At 30.6% G+C, this 18,585-nt stretch carries 18 protein-coding genes and 1 other RNA gene; 2 read left to right on the top strand and 17 right to left on the bottom strand.

Annotated features, from left to right (window positions below; genetic code table 11):
- Positions 1 to 154 precede the first annotated feature (154 nt).
- The 4 genes from ssrS to KDK92_RS12905 all read right to left on the bottom strand — a co-directional run bounded on the left by ssrS (position 155) and on the right by KDK92_RS12905 (position 2,891).
- Positions 155 to 335: non-coding RNA, 6S RNA (gene ssrS, locus KDK92_RS12920), on the bottom strand.
- A 90-nt stretch (positions 336 to 425) separates the two neighbouring features.
- Positions 426 to 983: a flavodoxin family protein gene (locus tag KDK92_RS12915; RefSeq protein ID WP_250859707.1), complete on the bottom strand. Its 558-nt coding sequence runs from the start codon at positions 981 to 983 to the stop codon at positions 426 to 428.
- Positions 984 to 1,019: 36 nt separating this feature from the next.
- A complete protein-coding gene (locus KDK92_RS12910) occupies positions 1,020 to 1,409 on the bottom strand; it encodes a hypothetical protein (RefSeq protein ID WP_250859705.1) in 390 nt (129 codons plus the stop codon).
- Between the two features lie 309 nt (positions 1,410 to 1,718).
- Positions 1,719 to 2,891 (bottom strand): FprA family A-type flavoprotein, encoded by a 1,173-nt coding sequence (locus tag KDK92_RS12905; RefSeq protein ID WP_250859703.1) that lies wholly within the window; start codon positions 2,889 to 2,891, stop codon positions 1,719 to 1,721.
- Between the two features lie 376 nt (positions 2,892 to 3,267).
- On the opposite strand from KDK92_RS12905, the gene KDK92_RS12900 reads away from it, so the two are divergent.
- Positions 3,268 to 3,426 carry a hypothetical protein gene (locus KDK92_RS12900; protein WP_250859701.1) on the top strand — a complete coding sequence of 53 codons (159 nt, stop codon included), beginning with the start codon at positions 3,268 to 3,270 and terminating at the stop codon, positions 3,424 to 3,426.
- A 285-nt stretch (positions 3,427 to 3,711) separates the two neighbouring features.
- On the opposite strand, the gene KDK92_RS12895 is transcribed toward KDK92_RS12900, so the two are convergent.
- The 13 genes from KDK92_RS12895 to KDK92_RS12835 form a co-directional block, all read right to left on the bottom strand.
- Entirely contained in the window at positions 3,712 to 4,050 is a 339-nt protein-coding gene (locus tag KDK92_RS12895; protein WP_250859700.1) for a hypothetical protein, read from the bottom strand.
- A 426-nt stretch (positions 4,051 to 4,476) separates the two neighbouring features.
- Entirely contained in the window at positions 4,477 to 5,139 is a 663-nt protein-coding gene (locus KDK92_RS12890) for a V-type ATP synthase subunit D (protein WP_276575952.1), read from the bottom strand.
- A 2-nt stretch (positions 5,140 to 5,141) separates the two neighbouring features.
- Complete coding sequence (locus KDK92_RS12885; protein WP_250859698.1) at positions 5,142 to 6,524, bottom strand: V-type ATP synthase subunit B; 1,383 nt, start codon at positions 6,522 to 6,524, stop codon at positions 5,142 to 5,144.
- Entirely contained in the window at positions 6,517 to 8,289 is a 1,773-nt protein-coding gene (locus KDK92_RS12880; RefSeq protein WP_250859697.1) for a V-type ATP synthase subunit A, read from the bottom strand. The genes KDK92_RS12885 and KDK92_RS12880 overlap by 8 nt, the downstream gene beginning before the upstream one ends.
- A 17-nt stretch (positions 8,290 to 8,306) precedes the next feature.
- Positions 8,307 to 8,615, bottom strand: coding sequence for a V-type ATP synthase subunit F (locus KDK92_RS12875; RefSeq protein WP_250859696.1), 309 nt, complete (start codon positions 8,613 to 8,615; stop codon positions 8,307 to 8,309).
- Entirely contained in the window at positions 8,608 to 9,612 is a 1,005-nt protein-coding gene (locus KDK92_RS12870) for a V-type ATP synthase subunit C (protein ID WP_250859694.1), read from the bottom strand. The genes KDK92_RS12875 and KDK92_RS12870 overlap by 8 nt, the downstream gene beginning before the upstream one ends.
- A gap of 40 nt (positions 9,613 to 9,652) precedes the next feature.
- On the bottom strand, positions 9,653 to 10,249 hold the full coding sequence (locus tag KDK92_RS12865; RefSeq protein ID WP_250859693.1) for a V-type ATP synthase subunit E: 597 nt from the start codon (positions 10,247 to 10,249) through the stop codon (positions 9,653 to 9,655).
- Positions 10,250 to 10,276: 27 nt separating this feature from the next.
- Positions 10,277 to 10,777 (bottom strand): V-type ATP synthase subunit K, encoded by a 501-nt coding sequence (locus KDK92_RS12860; protein WP_250859691.1) that lies wholly within the window; start codon positions 10,775 to 10,777, stop codon positions 10,277 to 10,279.
- Between the two features lie 30 nt (positions 10,778 to 10,807).
- Positions 10,808 to 12,790: a V-type ATP synthase subunit I gene (locus KDK92_RS12855; RefSeq protein WP_250859690.1), complete on the bottom strand. Its 1,983-nt coding sequence runs from the start codon at positions 12,788 to 12,790 to the stop codon at positions 10,808 to 10,810.
- Positions 12,777 to 13,103: an ATPase gene (locus KDK92_RS12850; RefSeq protein ID WP_250859689.1), complete on the bottom strand. Its 327-nt coding sequence runs from the start codon at positions 13,101 to 13,103 to the stop codon at positions 12,777 to 12,779. Before KDK92_RS12850 ends, KDK92_RS12855 begins: the two co-directional genes overlap by 14 nt.
- A gap of 292 nt (positions 13,104 to 13,395) precedes the next feature.
- Entirely contained in the window at positions 13,396 to 15,105 is a 1,710-nt protein-coding gene (locus tag KDK92_RS12845) for a B12-binding domain-containing radical SAM protein (protein ID WP_250859688.1), read from the bottom strand.
- Between the two features lie 16 nt (positions 15,106 to 15,121).
- Positions 15,122 to 15,826, bottom strand: a complete 705-nt coding sequence (locus tag KDK92_RS12840; RefSeq protein WP_250859687.1) for a zinc dependent phospholipase C family protein — start codon at positions 15,824 to 15,826, stop codon at positions 15,122 to 15,124.
- A 126-nt stretch (positions 15,827 to 15,952) separates the two neighbouring features.
- A complete protein-coding gene (locus KDK92_RS12835) occupies positions 15,953 to 16,513 on the bottom strand; it encodes a ferritin family protein (RefSeq protein WP_250859685.1) in 561 nt (186 codons plus the stop codon).
- 525 nt (positions 16,514 to 17,038) lie between these two features.
- Between KDK92_RS12835 and spoVB the strand changes: the two genes are divergently transcribed.
- Positions 17,039 to 18,547, top strand: a complete 1,509-nt coding sequence (spoVB, locus tag KDK92_RS12830; RefSeq protein ID WP_250859684.1) for a stage V sporulation protein B — start codon at positions 17,039 to 17,041, stop codon at positions 18,545 to 18,547.
- The last annotated feature ends 38 nt before the right edge of the window (positions 18,548 to 18,585 follow it).

The raw sequence follows: 18,585 nt of genomic DNA, 5'->3' as shown, positions 1-18,585 counted from the left end.
AAAAGACAAAAAAAATTAAAGGCTTTGGTTAAACCAAAGCCTTTTTTATATTATAATTTTACAAGTAATTTTCTAAGGTGTTCCGATTTTCAGGAACATGTATAAGACATATTCAAAAAATAAAAAAGCACACTACTGTGTGCGATTAATCATAATCTATCCCAAATCTGCCGGTAACTTACGTTGTTCATACCCGCCACATTAAGCAGGTGGGCTCTCCTCATCATACTTCTGCCTTCTCTTCACTGAGAGCTTGCCATCCACATGAATTTCGGCGATCCCTATTTCAGTTTGTCAGTTGAACAAAATAAGTTTTTCGTACAGCTCAGGATCTCTGTTAAATTCATTATATCATTAATACAAATAAAATCAATATTTCTTTTAGACTATATCCTTGGAAATTATAACTTTATTAAGGATTTTTATTAATAATCTCTAAATTTCTCACCTTTTCTTATTGCCTCTTCTTTTATCTCTCTATGTAATTCATGTATCTTTTCATTGTCAGTATTGGGTATAAAAACTATATCCTTTAATTCGCATCCGATGGTATTATAAAAATATTTTCCTACCTTAGTCATAGGTTCTAACATTCCACCCCATTCATTTCCAGCAGTAATTACCATTATTCCATTACGCTTAACTTCAATTTTATCATTGAATACATATTTCTTACACCATAACACTTGAGTTCTATCAATAAGTGCTTTTAATGGCGCAGGAAACATACCAAAGTACATAGGAGATGCTATTACAATGTTCTCAAACTTTTGTAGTTTATCATATAAATCAGTCATATCATCTTTTATTGAACATTCTCCTTTTTTTGAAGAACAAAAACCACAATCAATACATGGAGATATATTACTTTCATATAGATTAACTATTTCACCTTCAATTTTTGCATTCCTTAAATACTCTTCCAAAAGCATATTAGTTCTTCCTTTTTTATTTGGGGAAGCAAAAAGTATTAAAGTATTCATAAAGCTCACCTTATTCTTTATTTATTTTCATATGCCTTATTCCATTACTTCCAAAAGATATTCTTCTAAATTAACACCATTATCTTTAATTGAAATAGAGCATATAAAATCATTATATTTTGTCTCTTCTATAGGAACATCAAAAGCAATAAATTGAAAATCTAATTCATCTTCACAAAAATCATCCAAAATATCATTAACATTATCTACTGCCATATCATTTAAATAAGGTAAAAAGAAATCATAATTCCATTCATCCTTATCACCATCACACTCTTCATCAGCATATGCATTTGCACCTTCAAGTTCTAACTTATCAAACTTGTAACTCATTCTGAATATTGTGTAGTCTTCTTCATCTTTCAGTATATCTATAAACTCAAGATTATTATCATTCAAAAAATCTATTAATTCTTGTTTTAACATTTGATTCCTCCAAGCAATAATGCATTAAATTTCATTTTCTATACTTTATTAATTTTACACATATTTCGCGTTTTTAGTCAATGATTTGCATTTCATCTTCATTATATCACTTTTTTAATATGTAAAACACACAAATAATTGTAATCCACAGATAAAATATTTCACTTTAAATACAATGTATCACCAAAGGTGCTACAAGTAAAATTATTTTCCCAAGGACCAATAAGATTAAATTTCACGGAGTGAAATGTCAATCATTCTCCATTTTCCATTATCCATTAAAAAAACACGGCAATGAAGCCGTGTTTTTTACATCTTTTCTATAAACTTATTCAAGAATTCCATTCCTTGTTCAATCTCTTGTGCACTAGGAACAAATTTAAATTTAAATCCTTCTTCTACAACATTAAATTTAAGTGATTTCAATCTCTGTGTTAACATTGGTACACCTTCGCCACTCCATCCATAGCTTCCAAATGCCCCAGCTGCTTTTCCTCTGTTAGTTATAGCACTTACAAAAGATAATAGTCCCCACGCTGGTTCAACAGCATCCTGGTTGATCGTTGGTGATCCTATAAGTACTCCTGAGCTGCCATCAATTAATTTCAAGCAATTTTCAACACCATATTCAGTAATATCATGGGCTTCCGCTTTATATCCTTTTTTAATTAGTTCTTCTTTAAACATTTCAGCAATCTTTTTTGTATTATCATAAGCAGAAATGTATAGTATTGCTACTTTATCCTTTTCAGGAAGTTTAACTTCTGACCATTCTCTATATAACTTTTTACACTCTTCAATATCATTTGTGTGTACAGGTCCATGACTAGGTGCTACCATATCATAATCTATATTTTCAATTTTATCTAATGCCATATTAACAAACTTCTTAAATGGTCCCATTATACAATCATAGTAATATTTCATTTCAGTGTAATATTCTTGATTATATTCATCCATTACGTTCCCTTCTGGTGAATAATGACTTCCAAATACATCACATGTAAATAACATTTTAGATTTCTCTACATAGCTAAATATAGTATCTGGCCAATGTAAGTTTGGCGCTGATATGAACTTTAAAGTCTTATCCCCTAAGTTTAAATCTTCTTTAGCTACTAATGAATTAAACTCTTTATTCAAAATATTCTTTGAGTAATTTAAAGCAGCATTTGATCCAACAACTACAGCTTCTGGATAATCTTCTAAAAGTCTTTTTAATGAACCACTATGATCTAATTCAGTGTGATGAACTATAACATAATCAATTTTTCTATCACCAATTACATCAACTATATTTTTCTTAAATTCATCATAATAGCCATTTTTTACTGTATCAACTATTGCTATTTTCTCATCTTCTATAAGGAATGAATTATATGTAGTACCTTTTTTAGTATTCATTATAATGTCAAATACTCTTAACTCTGGGTTTTTAACACCTATCCAATATATATTGTCTTTTAATTTAATTGCTGCCATAGGTCGACCTCCTCAACACTTATTACCTGTTAATATTTTAACACCTATTAAAATTATTTTCAATGAATAATCATTATTTTTTAACACATTTTATTGCTTTGCAAAATTTTACTTGTTTTTATTTATATTTTCCCATTTATTAAATATAACTATACCATATATCAAGAATTATTGACATGATTTGAATCACATAATATAATAATTATATACCCCATGAGGGTATGAAGGTGGTGTTACTGTGAAAATTCAAGAGAAGTTATTAAATTATTTGAAATCAAAAAATAAAAAGTATTTATCTTTAAAAGTTGTTACTCTTTCATGTGGATGAGCAGGTGGTAATACAAAAAGTCTCAAGGTTGAGATTTTAGATTCCCCAATGAAAAACAGTCATTTCAAAGAACATAAAATAGACGATATAACAGTATACGTACATGATGTAATTACATTAACTAATGAATCCGAATTATTTCAAACACTAAAACTCCCATTTATGCCACCTGTTATTGGTGTAAAAGGCGTTACTCATAAGAATTAATAAAACAAAAAAGCACGGCGAACCGTGCTTTTTTTAGTTGACAGTTGATAATGGACAACGCTGGATGTTTCTGCCTTAGCGGCAAGAAACTACATCTTATTGTTCTTTAAAACGAGAGGTTTTTACTCATTTTATCATATATAAAATATTGTATTTTACGTAGAATCTTTCATTTAAAATGAAACGATTAAAGAACTCTTGTTTTTTACCAATAAAATGTAGGTTCTGACAGAAGTCAGAACCATCCTACGTTGTCAATTGTCAACTATGTTTTTAAAATTTGTCTTAAAAAACATATCCACTATTATATTCTTGTCCTACATACAGGTTATATTGTCTTAATGCCTCTGCATCATCAACTTTTCCCTCTTCAAGTTTTCTATATAGCATGTACAATTTTACATTAAGCTCTGAATCATCTGTGTTTTTCATCTTTTTATAAATAATATCTGCAATATTTTCGTTTTCTTCTACCTTTTCACCTTCAAGAAGATTTATTAATTTCTCAACCTTTTTTCTTAGTTGTGGATCACCAACTGAAAGCTTTAATTCATTAAGAGCAAGTCTTATCTCCTTAAGTTTCATCTCTTCAATCATAACTAATTTGCTTTCTTTTTCTATCATCTATACTTCCCCCTATATTATGCATATTCAAATAAATAACAGTCATAGGTATACGATGTACCATCTTCATCCTTTGAACCAACTAATAATGTATTTATCAGCGAACCTCAACTCTTGGTACATCTGAAAATATCCGTCGCATGTTTGACTTGTTATTTATTTTCATATACATTATTTATATTATATTCTAAGTTGTTTATCTTACTATATATAAGAGTCATATTCCATAGTAAAAACTCATCTACTTCTCAAAATTTCACTTATAAATAATTATAATATAAATACATGTAAAAAACAAATTGAGAATGCATAATTAATAATGTATAATGCTGGATGTTTCTGATATGTTTTTCTCGTTTTTTATTCTTCAGAAATTTTTTGAGTTTATAAGAAAATAAAGAAGAAGGGAGAATTTCCCCTTCTTCTTTAACCTTCAGCGTTTTTAGCTGCTTCTTCCATCATACTCTTAACCTTCATAAGTCTAGTTATTGAACTTCTTTCATTTTCATCAAGCTTCATCTTGATAAATTTGATAGTCTCAGTAAGATTAGGAATAGTCATGTATTCAAGAGCATTAACTCTTCTTCTTGTCTTTTCTATTTCATCAGCCATAAGCTGACAAGATTTCTCCACCTCAGCAAGTTCTAATAACTTTGGTAGAATATTATATATCTTTTCAAGAGATTCATCAAGTTCAGCTGATGTATTAGCAAATCCATAAGGATATATGCTTCCCTCATCACCTTCTAATTTCCTCATAAACTTCATTATAGGAACATTAACACTCATAACATTCTTAGTTTGAACATCTAGACTTATGTTCTCTTTTGGATAAGCTATAGCCTGTTCTAAGAACTCATCTGACATGACAGCTCTAGCCATTACAAAATCTTTAAAAGAACCTTCTAATTGTTCTTCAACTTCTTTTCTAAGTTTATTATTATATTTTACGAGCTCAATAAATCTTCTCATTAATTCATCTTGTTTATCTTTTAATAGCTTGTGCCCTCTTGTAGCTGTTAATAATCTTTTATTTAATTGGGTCTTCACCATTCTAGTAGGATTAACGTTCAATTTATTAGTAGCCAATCTTACTCACCCTCTCTTTTAGGTAAGTACTTATCAATATATTCATCTCTGATTCTCTTAAGTTCTGTTTTAGGTAGGATAGATAATAACTCCCAACCAAGATTCAATGTATCTTCAACCATTCTATTAGCTTCGAATCCTTGTGAAACATATCTCTTCTCAAATTCATCAGCGAACTTTGCAAAAGCTCTATCACTTTCTGAAAGTGCTGACTCACCAAGGATAACAGCAAGCTCTTTTGCTTGTATTCCTTGAGCATAACCAGCAAACAATTGGTTCATTGTATCTGCATGATCTTCTCTAGTCTTTTCCTTACCAATACCCTTATCTTTTAGTCTTGATAAAGAAGGAAGAACATTTATAGGTGGCATTATCCCTTGCTTATACAGTTCTCTTGAAAGAATAATCTGTCCTTCAGTGATGTATCCTGTTAAGTCTGGAATTGGATGTGTTTTATCATCCTCTGGCATTGTTAAAATTGGAATTTGAGTGATAGATCCCTCAAGCCCCTTAATTCTTCCTGCTCTTTCATATAAAGTAGAAAGGTCAGTGTATAGGTATCCTGGATATCCTCTTCTTCCCGGAACTTCTTTTCTAGCAGCAGATACTTCTCTAAGTGCCTCACAGTAGTTTGTAAGGTCAGTCATTATAACAAGTACGTGCATACCTCTCTCATAAGCTAAGTATTCCGCAGCTGTAAGCGCCATTCTTGGTGTTGCTATTCTCTCGATTGCTGGGTCATTTGCTAAGTTCATGAATAAAACAGTTCTATCAATTGCACCTGTTTTTGTAAAGTCATCAACAAAGAACTGAGCCTCTTCAAAAGTAATACCTATAGCTGCAAAAACAACAACGAATTTAGAATCTGAATCTTTAACTTTTGCCTGTCTAGCGATTTGTGCAGCAAGTTCAGCATGAGGAAGACCTGAACCTGAGAAAACTGGAAGTTTCTGTCCTCTTACTAATGTATTTAATCCATCAATTGCTGATACTCCAGTTTGAATAAACTCATCAGGGTAGTTTCTTGCTACAGGGTTAATAGGCTCTCCATTTATATCCAGCTTTTTATCAGGTATAATCTTTGGTCCACCATCTTTAGGTCTACCAAGACCATCAAATACTCTTCCCAACATATCTTCTGATACGCCAAGTTCTAGAGGTTTACCTTCAAATCTAACTTTAGCTCCCTTAAGGTTTATTCCAGCAGAACTTTCAAATAACTGAACAACTGCCTTATCTCCGTTAACCTCAAGAACTCTACCTCTTCTTTTTTCGCCAGTATGAAGTTCTATCTCTACTAGCTCATCAAATTTTACTCCTTCAACTTGGTCAACAAGCATTAAAGGACCAACAACTTCTTTTACCGTTCTGTATTCTTTAAGCATTACCGACACCTTCTTCGCTGATTATTTTTTCCATATCCTTGCTTAAGTCATCGAAGACTGAATCAACTCTATTCATTTCACTTTCTGGAATATACTTAACTCTTGCAATTCTATCTCTTATTTCCATCTTAAGAATCTTTTCTAAATATACTCCAGCTTTTATAGCTTTCTCTGCTTCATCTTTAAAAGTAAGAATTAATCTTAACATTTTATATTGCTTATCAAGAGATGCAAATGTATCAACTTCGTGGAATGCATTCTGCATTAAATAGTCCTCTCTAATTGACTTTGCAACTTCAAGTTTTAATCTATCACTTTCAGATAAGGCATCAATACCAACAAGTCTAACAATCTCTTCTAATTTAGCTTCATCTTGTAATAAAGCCATTGCTCCTGTTGTAAGTTTTGTCCAATCACTTGCAACATTCTCATTCATCCATCCACCAATTTTTTCATTATATAATGAATATGAGTTCAACCAGTTAATCGCTGGGAAGTGTCTCTTATATGCTAACTGTGAATCAAGTCCCCAGAAAACCTTAACAATTCTTAAAGTAGCCTGTGTAACTGGCTCTGAAAGGTCTCCTCCTGGAGGTGAAACCGCACCAATCATTGTAAGTGCACCTTCTCTATCTTCTCCACCTAAACAAACAACTTTTCCAGCTCTCTCATATATATCAGCTGCTCTTGATCCAAGATATGCAGGGTAACCTTCATCACCAGGCATCTCTTCAAGTCTACCAGACATCTCTCTTAAAGCCTCTGCCCATCTAGATGTAGAGTCTGCCATCATAGCTACAGAATAACCCATATCTCTGAAATATTCTCCAAGAGTTAATCCAGTATATATAGATGCCTCTCTCGCTGCAACTGGCATATTAGATGTATTTGCAATAAGAGTTGTTCTCTTCATTAATGATTCTCCAGTTTTAGGGTCAATTAACTCTGGGAATTCATTAAGAACGTCCGTCATCTCATTACCACGCTCTCCACATCCAACATAAACAACAATCTCAGCGTCTCCCCATTTAGCTAATTGATGTTGAACAACTGTTTTACCACTTCCGAATGGTCCTGGTACACATGCAGTTCCTCCTTTAGCAACAGGGAAGAAAGTATCTATAATTCTTTGTCCTGTTACAAGTGGTTCAACAGGGTTTAACTTCTGCTTGTAAGGTCTACCGTTTCTTACAGGCCATTTTTGCATCATCATTACTTCTTTATCACCATTTTCAGTTTCAACTACTGCAACAGTTTCAACTACAGTGAATTCACCTTCATTTATACTCTTTATCTTACCTTTAACTCCATGAGGAACCATTATTTTATGACTAATAACTGAAGTTTCTTGAACAGCACCAATAATAGTACCGCCTTCAACTTCATCACCTACCTTTGCAGTAGGTACAAAATGCCATTTCTTTTCTCTATCTAATGATGGAACTTCAACTCCCTTAGTTAGGAAGTTACCAACCTTCTCCATGATACTATTAAGTGGTCTTTGAATTCCATCAAACATGCACTCCATAATTCCTGGTCCAAGTTCAACACTTAACGGTTCTCCAGTTGTCTTAACTGGGTCCCCTGGTCCAATACCTGAAGTTTCCTCGTAAACCTGTATAGAAGCTCTATCGCCTCTCATTTCTATAATTTCTCCAACTAATCCTCTTTCACCAACTCTAACAACGTCATAAACGTTAGCTTCATCCATGTTTTCGGCAACAACTAGAGGACCAGATACTTTAAATATCTTACCGATTTTCAAGTCAACTACCTACCTTTCTATAGAATATTAACTCCTACTGCTTTTTCTACATTATCACTAATTCTTTTCATTCCAATATTAAGTGAACCTTGATTACTTGGAATCAATATAACGGCAGGAAGCATTGTTTTATCATATCTTTCAATAGTGTCTGGTATTTCTGCTGCAACTTGTTCAGTCACAAAAATAATTCCGTACTTATCTCTTGCCAGTCTATCTATTGTTTTTCTACTTTCTTCTGCTCCTACAACAGGATAAACTTCTATTCCTATAGCTTTAAATGCTAAAATGGAATCTTTATCCCCTACAACTCCGATCTTATACATAAATATCACGCAGCCTTCCCTTAATCAAATCTGGCTCAATATTATTAAGTTTACCAACCATTATGGTTCTGATAGCTTTCAATTCAGATTCTTTTCCAAATATATATGCTATGATTGGTTCACTTCCAAAGCTCACATATTTTGCATCTTTTATCATATTCATAATAAAATTATCTCTTAACATTTCAAGTGTACTTAATTTACCACTCTTTGAAAGTTCTTCAACACCATCTCTTACTAGATCATAATAATCAGTATGAGCTATTCTTGATGCAAAATTTTCAGCTGAATCATTGTAATATTCATTATAAATATCCAAATCAATATATCCATTACTTAGTAGTGCAAACTCTAAAAACAGCTTTTCTTTTTTCTGCTTTTTTATTCTGAAGAAAGTTGTAATATTAGTTACGTCAATACTCATTTTTACGTATTTTTCTATGAATGGATCCCCTATTTCTTTTGACATCTCATACATATCTATGTACATATATTTATCCATTATCATATCTACACGTTGTGGATCTGAATATTTTTCATAATCATTTAAACTTTCTTCTATTCCAGTTCTCATCCTACCTTTAATATCATAAAAATCTTCATTATCTAAAGTGTTCTTTAATTTCTCAATACTATACATTCCAATAGGTATAAGTATTTCATCTAAATTTTTATTCAAGAACTTAGCTTTAAGTAATGTTTTAATATTATGATAATCATATCTAACGCCCATTATATCGATTATTCTTCTATCTGGAGAAACTTTATACATCTCATTGTAGACACTTTTAAGTTCTTCACCCAGCATATATTCATAATCTTCTGTACGCTCTAATTTTGATATATATTGACCGTATACTGTTTCAGCTAGAATTTTCATGGCTTCGTCACCAGTTGAACTCTCAATCATTCTGTTAAGTTTTCCCTCATCTAAAAGATAAAGTTCCAATGCTCTTATATGAGACACAGCTTGAATGAATATAGTGTTATCAATCACAGGTTTTCACCTCTTTCAACTTTTTCTTTTTCAAAGCCATTTAGAATAGGATTGCAAGAATTTCACTTTCAAGCTCTTCTCTTAAATTCTCAACTATAGCTTGGAATGACCAGTTAAGTTCTATTCCATTTTTGCTAATTATAAATCCGCCTTTAAGATTCCTATCCTCTTTACAAACTTTTAATTCGCCTTTTTTACCACTAGATTTAAGCTTTTCATTCATTTCTTCTAAATGTTCTTTTTCAAATACTTCAATAATATCATTGCTTAGTATAATTTCCTCATCACCAGCAAGATCGATTTCATTAATAGTTTTTTTAATGAATTCAATTTTACTTTTACCATCTAAAAGATTTAATTCCATCACAGATTTTTCAAAAACCTTATCCAATATACCTTGCTTAGCTTCTAGTTTATCATTTCTAATTTTCAACTTTGCATTAGAAACAACTCTTCCTCTTCTAAGTTCAGCTTCTCTTTTAGCCTTTTCAAGAATTAATTCTTTTTCTTTATTTCCTTTTTTCTCCATGGATGAGATAAGCTTTGATTTTTCTTCTTCGGCTTCTTTTAAAATTCTATCAGCCTCGATTTTAGCTTCCTCAACAATTTTATTTGTTAACTTCTCTAAATTAGCCATCTTCTTCACCCTAACTTTTTTTTTTAATTAAACAGTAATACCCATTAAAGCTAACATAGATACAACGAATGCAAGTAAGGCATAAGTCTCAACCATAACTGAAAGGATAATTCCTTTAGTTGAGTGCTCTGGCTTCTTAGCTAAAATTTGCATACCAGCTGCTGCAACTTTACCTTGAGAAATTGCTGATTTCCATCCAGCGATAGCAATTGGTAAACATGCCATGAATATTAAGAATCCTGATTGTATATCTAAATCTAATTTTAGTCCACCTAAAACTCCAACTTTTATAAATACTAAGAATGCGATAACGAATCCATATATTCCTTGAGTACCAGGTAATAATTCTAAGATAAGTGCTTTACCAAACTTATCTGGATCTTCTGTTATAACTCCTGATGCCGCTTGCCCAACTATACCTATACCTCTTGCTGATCCAACACCTGTTAATCCTACTGCTAAACCTGCTCCTAATAATGCTAAGATGATTCCACCATATTCTACTAAAAATGTTGTAAAGTTTTCCATTATTATTTCCTCCATTCAATTATAAACTGATTATTTTTCACAAATCTCAAAGTATTTCTTTTCTGCTTCTAAAGGCTTAAACTTATTTCCGCCACCTTCGTAAAACTTATTAAAGAACTCTAGATATTGTAATCTTGAAGTGTGCACGTAAGTTCCAAGTCCATTAATACCAAAGTTAAACAAATGTAATGGTATAAATAAAAGTAATACAAGTACAAGCTTCAAGGCAAAATTTACTCCTGAGTTTCCAACTAATGCAACTATACTATTAAATGCCATTGATATACTTCCTGTAGCAAGCCCTAATGCCATAAGTCTTGAGTATGAAACTATATCTCCTATATATCCTGTTATTCCATAAAGACCATACACTCCTCCACCGATTTTTCCACCGATAGATTCTGCATCTCTTCCTTGTGTCAATAATAATCCGCCAAGTCCGGCAATTGAAAGAATCATTCCTATTGTTGGACTTATTCCACCTAACCATAATATTAACCCTGTTACTGCTGCATACCATGTACAAACGTCACAAATAATATCAAAATATTTTTTCTCTCTAAACAATAAATATGCTTTCATGAATAATCCTACATAAACATGAATAACACCAAAAATAATTGAAATTATTAATATTTCTGACACTTGTTTTTGAGTGTCTAGTAACGGATTGTTAAAGTAACTTAGTAATCCAGTTTCGCTTCCTAAATATTGAGCAGTTAAGATATCTCCAAAGAATGCTCCATATATTAATCCCCAAACTATTGTTGATATTCCAAGATAGAAGAATAGTTTCATGAAATTCTTAGTTTTCTTATCTAAATTAAATTTCTTTATCACAATTCCAGTACCTATAACCATGAGTACTCCATAACCTGCATCTGATAACATCATTCCAAAGAATATAATGTAGAAGAATGATAATACAGGGGTTGGATCAATCTCTTTATAATTTGGCAAACTATACATCTCAGTAATACTATGGAATGCTTCAGTGAAAGCATTTCCTTTAAGCTTGATTGGAATATTAGCTTCATCTTGAGCCTCATTTGCTTCTAAATAATAATACTCTCCACAAACTTCCTTAATCCCACTTTCAAACTTTTCTTTAGCGTCTTCAGTAACCCATCCATTCATAATTACAATGTTATCACTCTTACTAAAATTCGTATAACACTGTAACTTTCTTAATTCTGCTGAAAGGAATTCATATGCAATCCTAAATTCTTCCTTATGGCTACTATGTTTCTTGATTTCTTCAATAGTTTTAGTTATTTCACTTCTGATTTCTTTAATTCTTTTTTTATGACCAGAAATTTCATCAGAAGGTTTCTTTGTAAATTTTATATTCACTTTACTAAATGAGTTAGAAATTAATATTTCATCTAAGATTTCTTTCTTTTCTTTTAAACCTGCTATTAGTACTTTGCAACCATCATTATCAGCATTTATCTCTTCTAAATAAAATTCTTCATCACTCTCTTGAAGTACCTTTTTAAAAGATTCAATGTTTTTAAGTGGTATCGTTCCAATCTCAACAATACAAGCATTTAAGTCTTCAATATCTTTAAGCCCTATGTCAAGATTCAACCAAGGAACTAATGCTTCTATATCTCCTAAAAGCTTATTCTCTTCATTCCCTAGGAGGTTTAATTTTTTATCAAGCTCTTTTAAAACTTTAATATATTCTTCATATTTTAGTTTTAAATAACTTTTTTCCAAGTTCTCATATGTAAGAGCTTTTTTCCCCTCTTTCATAGCCTTAAAGCCTTTTTCTTCAGGTGAATGTTCATTTAGTAACTTCAATGCGAAATTCACATCTGATATCTTATCATTGATATCATTGATTTCAATTGAACTATCATCAGCCTTAAGGAATTCAGATTCTTCAGCTTTGTGAAGATTAAAATCCACAAATTGAACCTCTTCAAGCTTTTGAAACTTATCAAGCAATGCTTTTTTAGAAGATTGAAGCGCAAATAAGTTGAATTTAAACATTTTAACTATTGCCATTTATATTCACAACCTTCTTTTTAATAAGTTCTACAGCACTAACTATTTTTTCTTCATCGATATGTAGTATCTCTTGCACCTCTACCTTACCGCTTTCAAAAATAGGCGCTGCTTCTTGCTCTCCAGATTTGATAGCCTCTTCAATTAATTCATTTTTTTCTGAATTAGCAGATTTGACTATACTTTCATACTTATCTTTTGAGAGCTTATCTGCTTCTTTTAAAATTTCCTTTTTCTTAGATATAGCGTCCTCAACTAGTGCTTTTGCTTTATCCTCACTTAGTTTGATTTTATTAATCGCCTCCATTGCCAATTTATCACCACCTTCTTTAAAATTCTTAATTATTGTTTAATATAATTAATTAATACTGCTAATATAATAACTTTTAACCATTATTACTTTAGCAATATTGTTTTATGTAGTAATGATTACAATATCTATTATACTTGCATTTTTACTCAGAATCAAGAGAAATTTGTACAAGTTGTAATATATTTTAACAATCAACATTCCTCATTCAAAATTCAAGGAATTTTCTAAAAATTAAATGCACATTTTTTCTTATCATTCAATCTCTTAATGATAAGCACAGCTTGCGCCGTGCCTAAATAATACCTTCTTTTTGCAATCCATCTGTTATATCAATAATTTCATTATTCCCAATGTCATAAAGTAGATATTTTTCCTTTTTCTTCACTTCGTCATTATGAATAAAAGATAGTATATCAATTTCATATTTCTCTATATTTATGGAATTTCTATCTATATCTGGATAGTTTACTTTAACATACTCTTTACATTCATTCATAAACTTTTTATCATTTAATCTGTTTAAAAACTCTGGGACGTATCTCTTTTTGTTAAATAATAAATAATCATATTTAACAATTTCTTTCAATGCATACATTTTTTCCTCAGCTATATTATCACCAAACTCTAAAAATACTTTATAATAATCTTTACTACTAATATTTCTGCTGAAATACCCTCTATTTTCAAAGAACATACCTAACTCATAATAGAAATCAAATGGTGTTTCAAATTTTTTCTCGAAAAACTTAATGATATTCTCAAATTTTCCACTATTGTAATATTTATTTACCATAGCTTCTATCTTCTTTAGTTTTAGCAATTCTCTGTAGGATATGTGCTTAGTTTGCAAAATTTCATAAGGTTGATAAGGAGAATATTTCATTTCCCATTTTTCAGCTTCTGCTCTCATTGGTGAACCTTTAATTAATTTCAAGAATCCTAATTGTATCTCATCAGGTCTTATCTCATAAACATCATTAAAAGACTTCTTAAAAGTTTCAAAATCTTCTCCAGGCAGCCCAGCTATCAAATCTAAATGTTGCATGATATTACCACATTCTTTAACTTTTTTCACATTTTCAGCAATTTTAGAAAACTCAGCCATTCTATTGATATTTTTCAAAACAGCTTTATCTGTTGATTGCACTCCTACCTCAAACTGGAATCTATCTTTAGGAGATCTTTTAAGTATTTCTATATCTTCATCTCTTAAAAGATCTGCTGATATTTCAAAATGGAACTTAGTATCAGTATTCATCTCACCGAGATATGTCCATAATTCTCTTGAGAATACTCTATCACTATTAAATGTTCTGTCAACAAATTTAACTAAATGAACCCCTTTATCACTTAAGTATTTAAGTTCTTTCTTTACTCTTTCCACATTAAGAAATCTAAGTTTTTTCAAGGTAGCGGATAAACAATACTTACAGTTAAATGGGCACCCCCTTGAGGCTTCATAATAAACTATTTTATGTTCCAAGTCATCATCATCACTATAAGGAAATACAATTTTATTCATATCCATGGCTTCTCTAGGTCCATTATATATTATTTCACCCTTATTTCCCTTATGATAAAGACCTTTAATATCTTCTAGTTTCATTTTTCCTTTTAAGTGTAAAAAGAATTCACGGAAAGTTTCCTCTCCCTCACCTTCAATTAAATATTCTCCAGGATTGTTCTTAAAGAAATTTTCACTGTCATATGAAACCTCTGGCCCTCCATAAAGAATCTTTATCTTATCATCTACAGCTTTAATTAATCTAGATACTTCTCTCACATATTCACCATTCCATATGTAAGTAGAAAAAACAACTACATCTGGTTCTTCCATTATAATATCTTCAAGAATTTTTTCTCTTCTCTCATTAATTGTGAATTCTCTTATATCACATGTTAAGTTTTCTCCAATAATATCTTTAACATATGCCTTTAAATATCTTATAGCTAAATTACTGTGTACATATTGTGAGTTGATTCCACACAATAAAACCTTCATATTTTCTCCTCTTTTCCTATGTTTTAAGGTTATCATTATAAAATTTTATTAATAGCCCAGCAGTTGAACTCTGAGATCTTTTAATAATTTTTCTACCAATAAAATGATACCTCTCATCTTCATTTTTAATCTTTTTACTATCAATATAAGTCTTATATGAAAACTCGACATTATTAAAGACATAACTTTCAACTTTGTCATACATTAAAGCTTCTCTTGTAACAATCCTAGTGCCTTTTTTAGCAAAATTTTTAATAATCCATTTTTCGAACTTTCTATGGTTCAAAAGAAGTTTATTAAGCACGTGATGAGGCACAGTAGAATCATGGAGAAGATGTAGTGCTGCCCCTAGATAAAACATACTTTTTTTGTAATCATTATGTTTTGCTCTATCAATTGCTTCCTCATAATATTCACTAAATAATCCATATGCATCTTTAAATCCGAATAAACCTCTTCTCTTTTTATGATGAAAAAAATGATTTATACTCTTAAAATCTTGATCTGCCCATACTACTCCACTATTAACATATTGTTTATATTCATTAAACCACGAAAACTCTTTATGATAACCTAAAATCTTTAATTCTTCTATCGATCCATTATTTATCATTATGTGAACTAAACATGGTGTATCTACAATACGCTTTTTCAAAGGATTAATCCCTTTTAATACAGAATTTATCATACCACTATACGCTCTTCCAACTATCTTTTTCATTTTTACCTCTTTCCTATACACACATATATTTCAATATATTAAAGATCCAGTTGTAATGAAACAACTAACTCATCTTATTTAATATTCCTCATTTGAAATAATTTAATGTACTTTAGAAAGTAAACTTTATTCAGTCATAATAATGTGATCTTTTTCAATCTCCATAAATGCCTTTAGCACTTCTTTCACAGTTTTATCTTCTGAATTAGCTATACCTTTATCATAGAAACTAACCGCATGTCTTTCTCTATTATTTGCTTCTTTAATAAATTCTTCATCATTTTTTAATCTACCATAATCAATCTTTCTTAGTTCAGGTTTCTTATCAATACCTCCTAGCTTCATATGAACTTTAGCATGAATATATTCAATATTTGCTAATTCTCTGAACATAAGTTTATTTTCATCCTTAATAGCTCTTCTTGAGGCTTCCATATAGAAATCTCCATTAAAGATTTCTAGTTTAGTAGCATGATCAAAAATTTCTAATTCTTTAATAGTTAACTTCTCCGTGTCTGTTGTATAAATTTTTTCACTACTCTCACAGAAATATCTCTTATGGGCACCACAAAAAGGACAGTATTCATAATGTTCTTCACTATTTCCTTCAGGTAATGCATTATTATTAATCTCAAAATTCTTTTCATTTATAGACATTCCACAAATCTTACAAAAAACTTTTCCCATAATACCCTCCATACATAGAATTCTTACTTTAAAAACTTATTTTATTCAAGGTGATATAAACTTATATAAAGAACACTTAATAGAGAACAATTGTTTATACCTTTCAGTAGCGCTGAAAGCTTTTAAATTAACAAATAATTAATGATAAAAGATTATATTTATTTAACTATGAAAACTAAAATAAATTTTAATTACTTGTATAAATTACAATTAAAATAATCTATCTATATTCCCTACATCATTTTACCATATATAGATGAACTAATTACAAACTAATTTTTTTAATATTTTAGTTTTTTATATTCTTTAGAAATATATTTTCTTTAAGATATTCTGAAGCATGAAGAATATCAACGTGATTTATTCTTTATTCTTTATTCTTTATATATATAATTCATAGCATATATTTATATCCCCCTCATAAACATATATAAATCACTATTATTTTTTTGAAGGGAGGTGGACTGTTGCGAAATTCTTAATAAACTTTATTATAGAATTTTATAGAGTTTTGGCAACGGTATAATGACTAAAGATACATTTTATAAAAATTCCATATTATTAACTCTGACCAACCTTTTTACGGGAATTCTTAAGTTTGTTTTTGCAATATTCCTTTCCAGAAAGTTAGGTCCTGAAGGTATGGGCTTATACGGATTGATTATGCCTATATATGATTTATTCTGTTGTATTATTAACGGTGGTATGATTACAGCTATGTCAAAAGAATGCGCTTCCTATGCTGCTAATGATGACTATAGGAATATTAACAAAACCGTACATACAGCATTACTCTTTGAAGTTTTCTGGTCAATAGTAATGGCAGCAGTATTAGTACTTAGTTCAAGATTCATAAGTGTTTATATTTTAAAGGACATCAGAGCAATCAGCTCATTAAGATTTATCAGTATAGCTGTAATATTCGTAGCCGTAGGTTCTATTCTAAAGGGATATTACTTCGGTACAGCTAAAGCTGAAGTACCTGCAATAATTGATATTTTTGAAAAATCAATAAGAATCATTGCTGTAACATCTATCATTACAATTTTAGCAATAACAAGTATTGAAAAAGCAGTAACAGCTACTTATGCCTCACTTGCAATTGGAGAAGTAGTCAGTTTCACCTTTTTATTTATATTCTATAAGCTAGTCTCGAGTAAGCGCAAAGGGAAAAATTCGAATTGTCGGGTAGAATCTTCTCCCCAAATTCTGTTCAACATATGGGCAATAGCACTCCCTTTAAGCATAAATGGATTTTTAACCACAGCAATATCAGGTTTTTCAAAACTAATGATTCCAATGAGGTTAACAGCTGCTGGTTTTACCCACAGCGAAGCTCTTGCTCTTATTGGTAAGTTTTCCGAAATGGCAATGACAATTGTATTCTTTCCAATGATTGTAATAATGTCTGTTTCAATTATATTAATTCCTGATCTCTCAAGAAGTGCAGCAGAAAAGAATTATTACAAGATGGAACACAGAGTTAAAGAAGTTCTTACCCTAGCATTCCTATTAGGAGTGTGTATACTTCTTATTTCAATAACAATGCCAGATAGCTTGACCTACTTATTATTTAAGCGAACTGATCTGTCAAAATATTTAATTCTTGCAGCAGTAGGAGCACCATTAATGTACGTAAGCATGACAACTTATGGTATTCTAAATGGTTTTGGAAAACAGAAGATAGTTTTAAAAAACTCCATAATAACAGCTTTACTTCAACTAATTCTATGTTTCTCACTCATAGGAATAAACTGGATTAACATTTATGGTTATGGTATAGCTATGGTTGTATCTTCAATTGTAGGATTAATCCTAAATATGAGAGAGATCCAAAAACATATATATATCGGAATAGATATTGGAAATCTTCTTATCTATCTTGCAGTTGCAGCATTATCATTCTACTTAATAAAAGTAATGTTATATGTTATTCCTAACTCAATTGGAGCATTTAAAATACCATTCATATGCTTGGCTGGAATATTTATATTCTTCTTCGGATGTTATAAATTGAAGAAAAAAGAAGGGTAGAAAAAAACACGCATATGCGTGCTTTTTTCTGTTATTCT

This window comes from Oceanirhabdus seepicola, from assembly GCF_023684385.1.
GTDB classification, from domain to species: domain Bacteria; phylum Bacillota; class Clostridia; order Clostridiales; family Clostridiaceae; genus Oceanirhabdus; species Oceanirhabdus seepicola.
This window is presented reverse-complemented; position numbering and strand designations above follow the sequence as displayed.

Excerpts from the sequence above, each read along its gene's own strand:
- KDK92_RS12915 (WP_250859707.1), bottom strand. The coding sequence starts at position 983 with ATGAATACTTTAATACTTTTTGCTTCCCCAAATAAAAAAGGAAGAACT.
- KDK92_RS12910 (WP_250859705.1), bottom strand. The coding sequence starts at position 1,409 with ATGTTAAAACAAGAATTAATAGATTTTTTGAATGATAATAATCTTGAG.
- KDK92_RS12905 (WP_250859703.1), bottom strand. The coding sequence starts at position 2,891 with ATGGCAGCAATTAAATTAAAAGACAATATATATTGGATAGGTGTTAAA.
- KDK92_RS12900 (WP_250859701.1), top strand. The coding sequence starts at position 3,268 with ATGAAAAACAGTCATTTCAAAGAACATAAAATAGACGATATAACAGTA.
- KDK92_RS12895 (WP_250859700.1), bottom strand. The coding sequence starts at position 4,050 with ATGATAGAAAAAGAAAGCAAATTAGTTATGATTGAAGAGATGAAACTT.
- KDK92_RS12885 (WP_250859698.1), bottom strand. The coding sequence starts at position 6,524 with ATGCTTAAAGAATACAGAACGGTAAAAGAAGTTGTTGGTCCTTTAATG.
- KDK92_RS12875 (WP_250859696.1), bottom strand. The coding sequence starts at position 8,615 with ATGTATAAGATCGGAGTTGTAGGGGATAAAGATTCCATTTTAGCATTT.
- KDK92_RS12865 (WP_250859693.1), bottom strand. The coding sequence starts at position 10,249 with ATGGCTAATTTAGAGAAGTTAACAAATAAAATTGTTGAGGAAGCTAAA.
- KDK92_RS12860 (WP_250859691.1), bottom strand. The coding sequence starts at position 10,777 with ATGGAAAACTTTACAACATTTTTAGTAGAATATGGTGGAATCATCTTA.
- KDK92_RS12855 (WP_250859690.1), bottom strand. The coding sequence starts at position 12,790 with ATGGCAATAGTTAAAATGTTTAAATTCAACTTATTTGCGCTTCAATCT.
- KDK92_RS12845 (WP_250859688.1), bottom strand. The coding sequence starts at position 15,105 with ATGAAGGTTTTATTGTGTGGAATCAACTCACAATATGTACACAGTAAT.
- KDK92_RS12840 (WP_250859687.1), bottom strand. The coding sequence starts at position 15,826 with ATGAAAAAGATAGTTGGAAGAGCGTATAGTGGTATGATAAATTCTGTA.
- KDK92_RS12835 (WP_250859685.1), bottom strand. The coding sequence starts at position 16,513 with ATGGGAAAAGTTTTTTGTAAGATTTGTGGAATGTCTATAAATGAAAAG.
- spoVB (WP_250859684.1), top strand. The coding sequence starts at position 17,039 with ATGACTAAAGATACATTTTATAAAAATTCCATATTATTAACTCTGACC.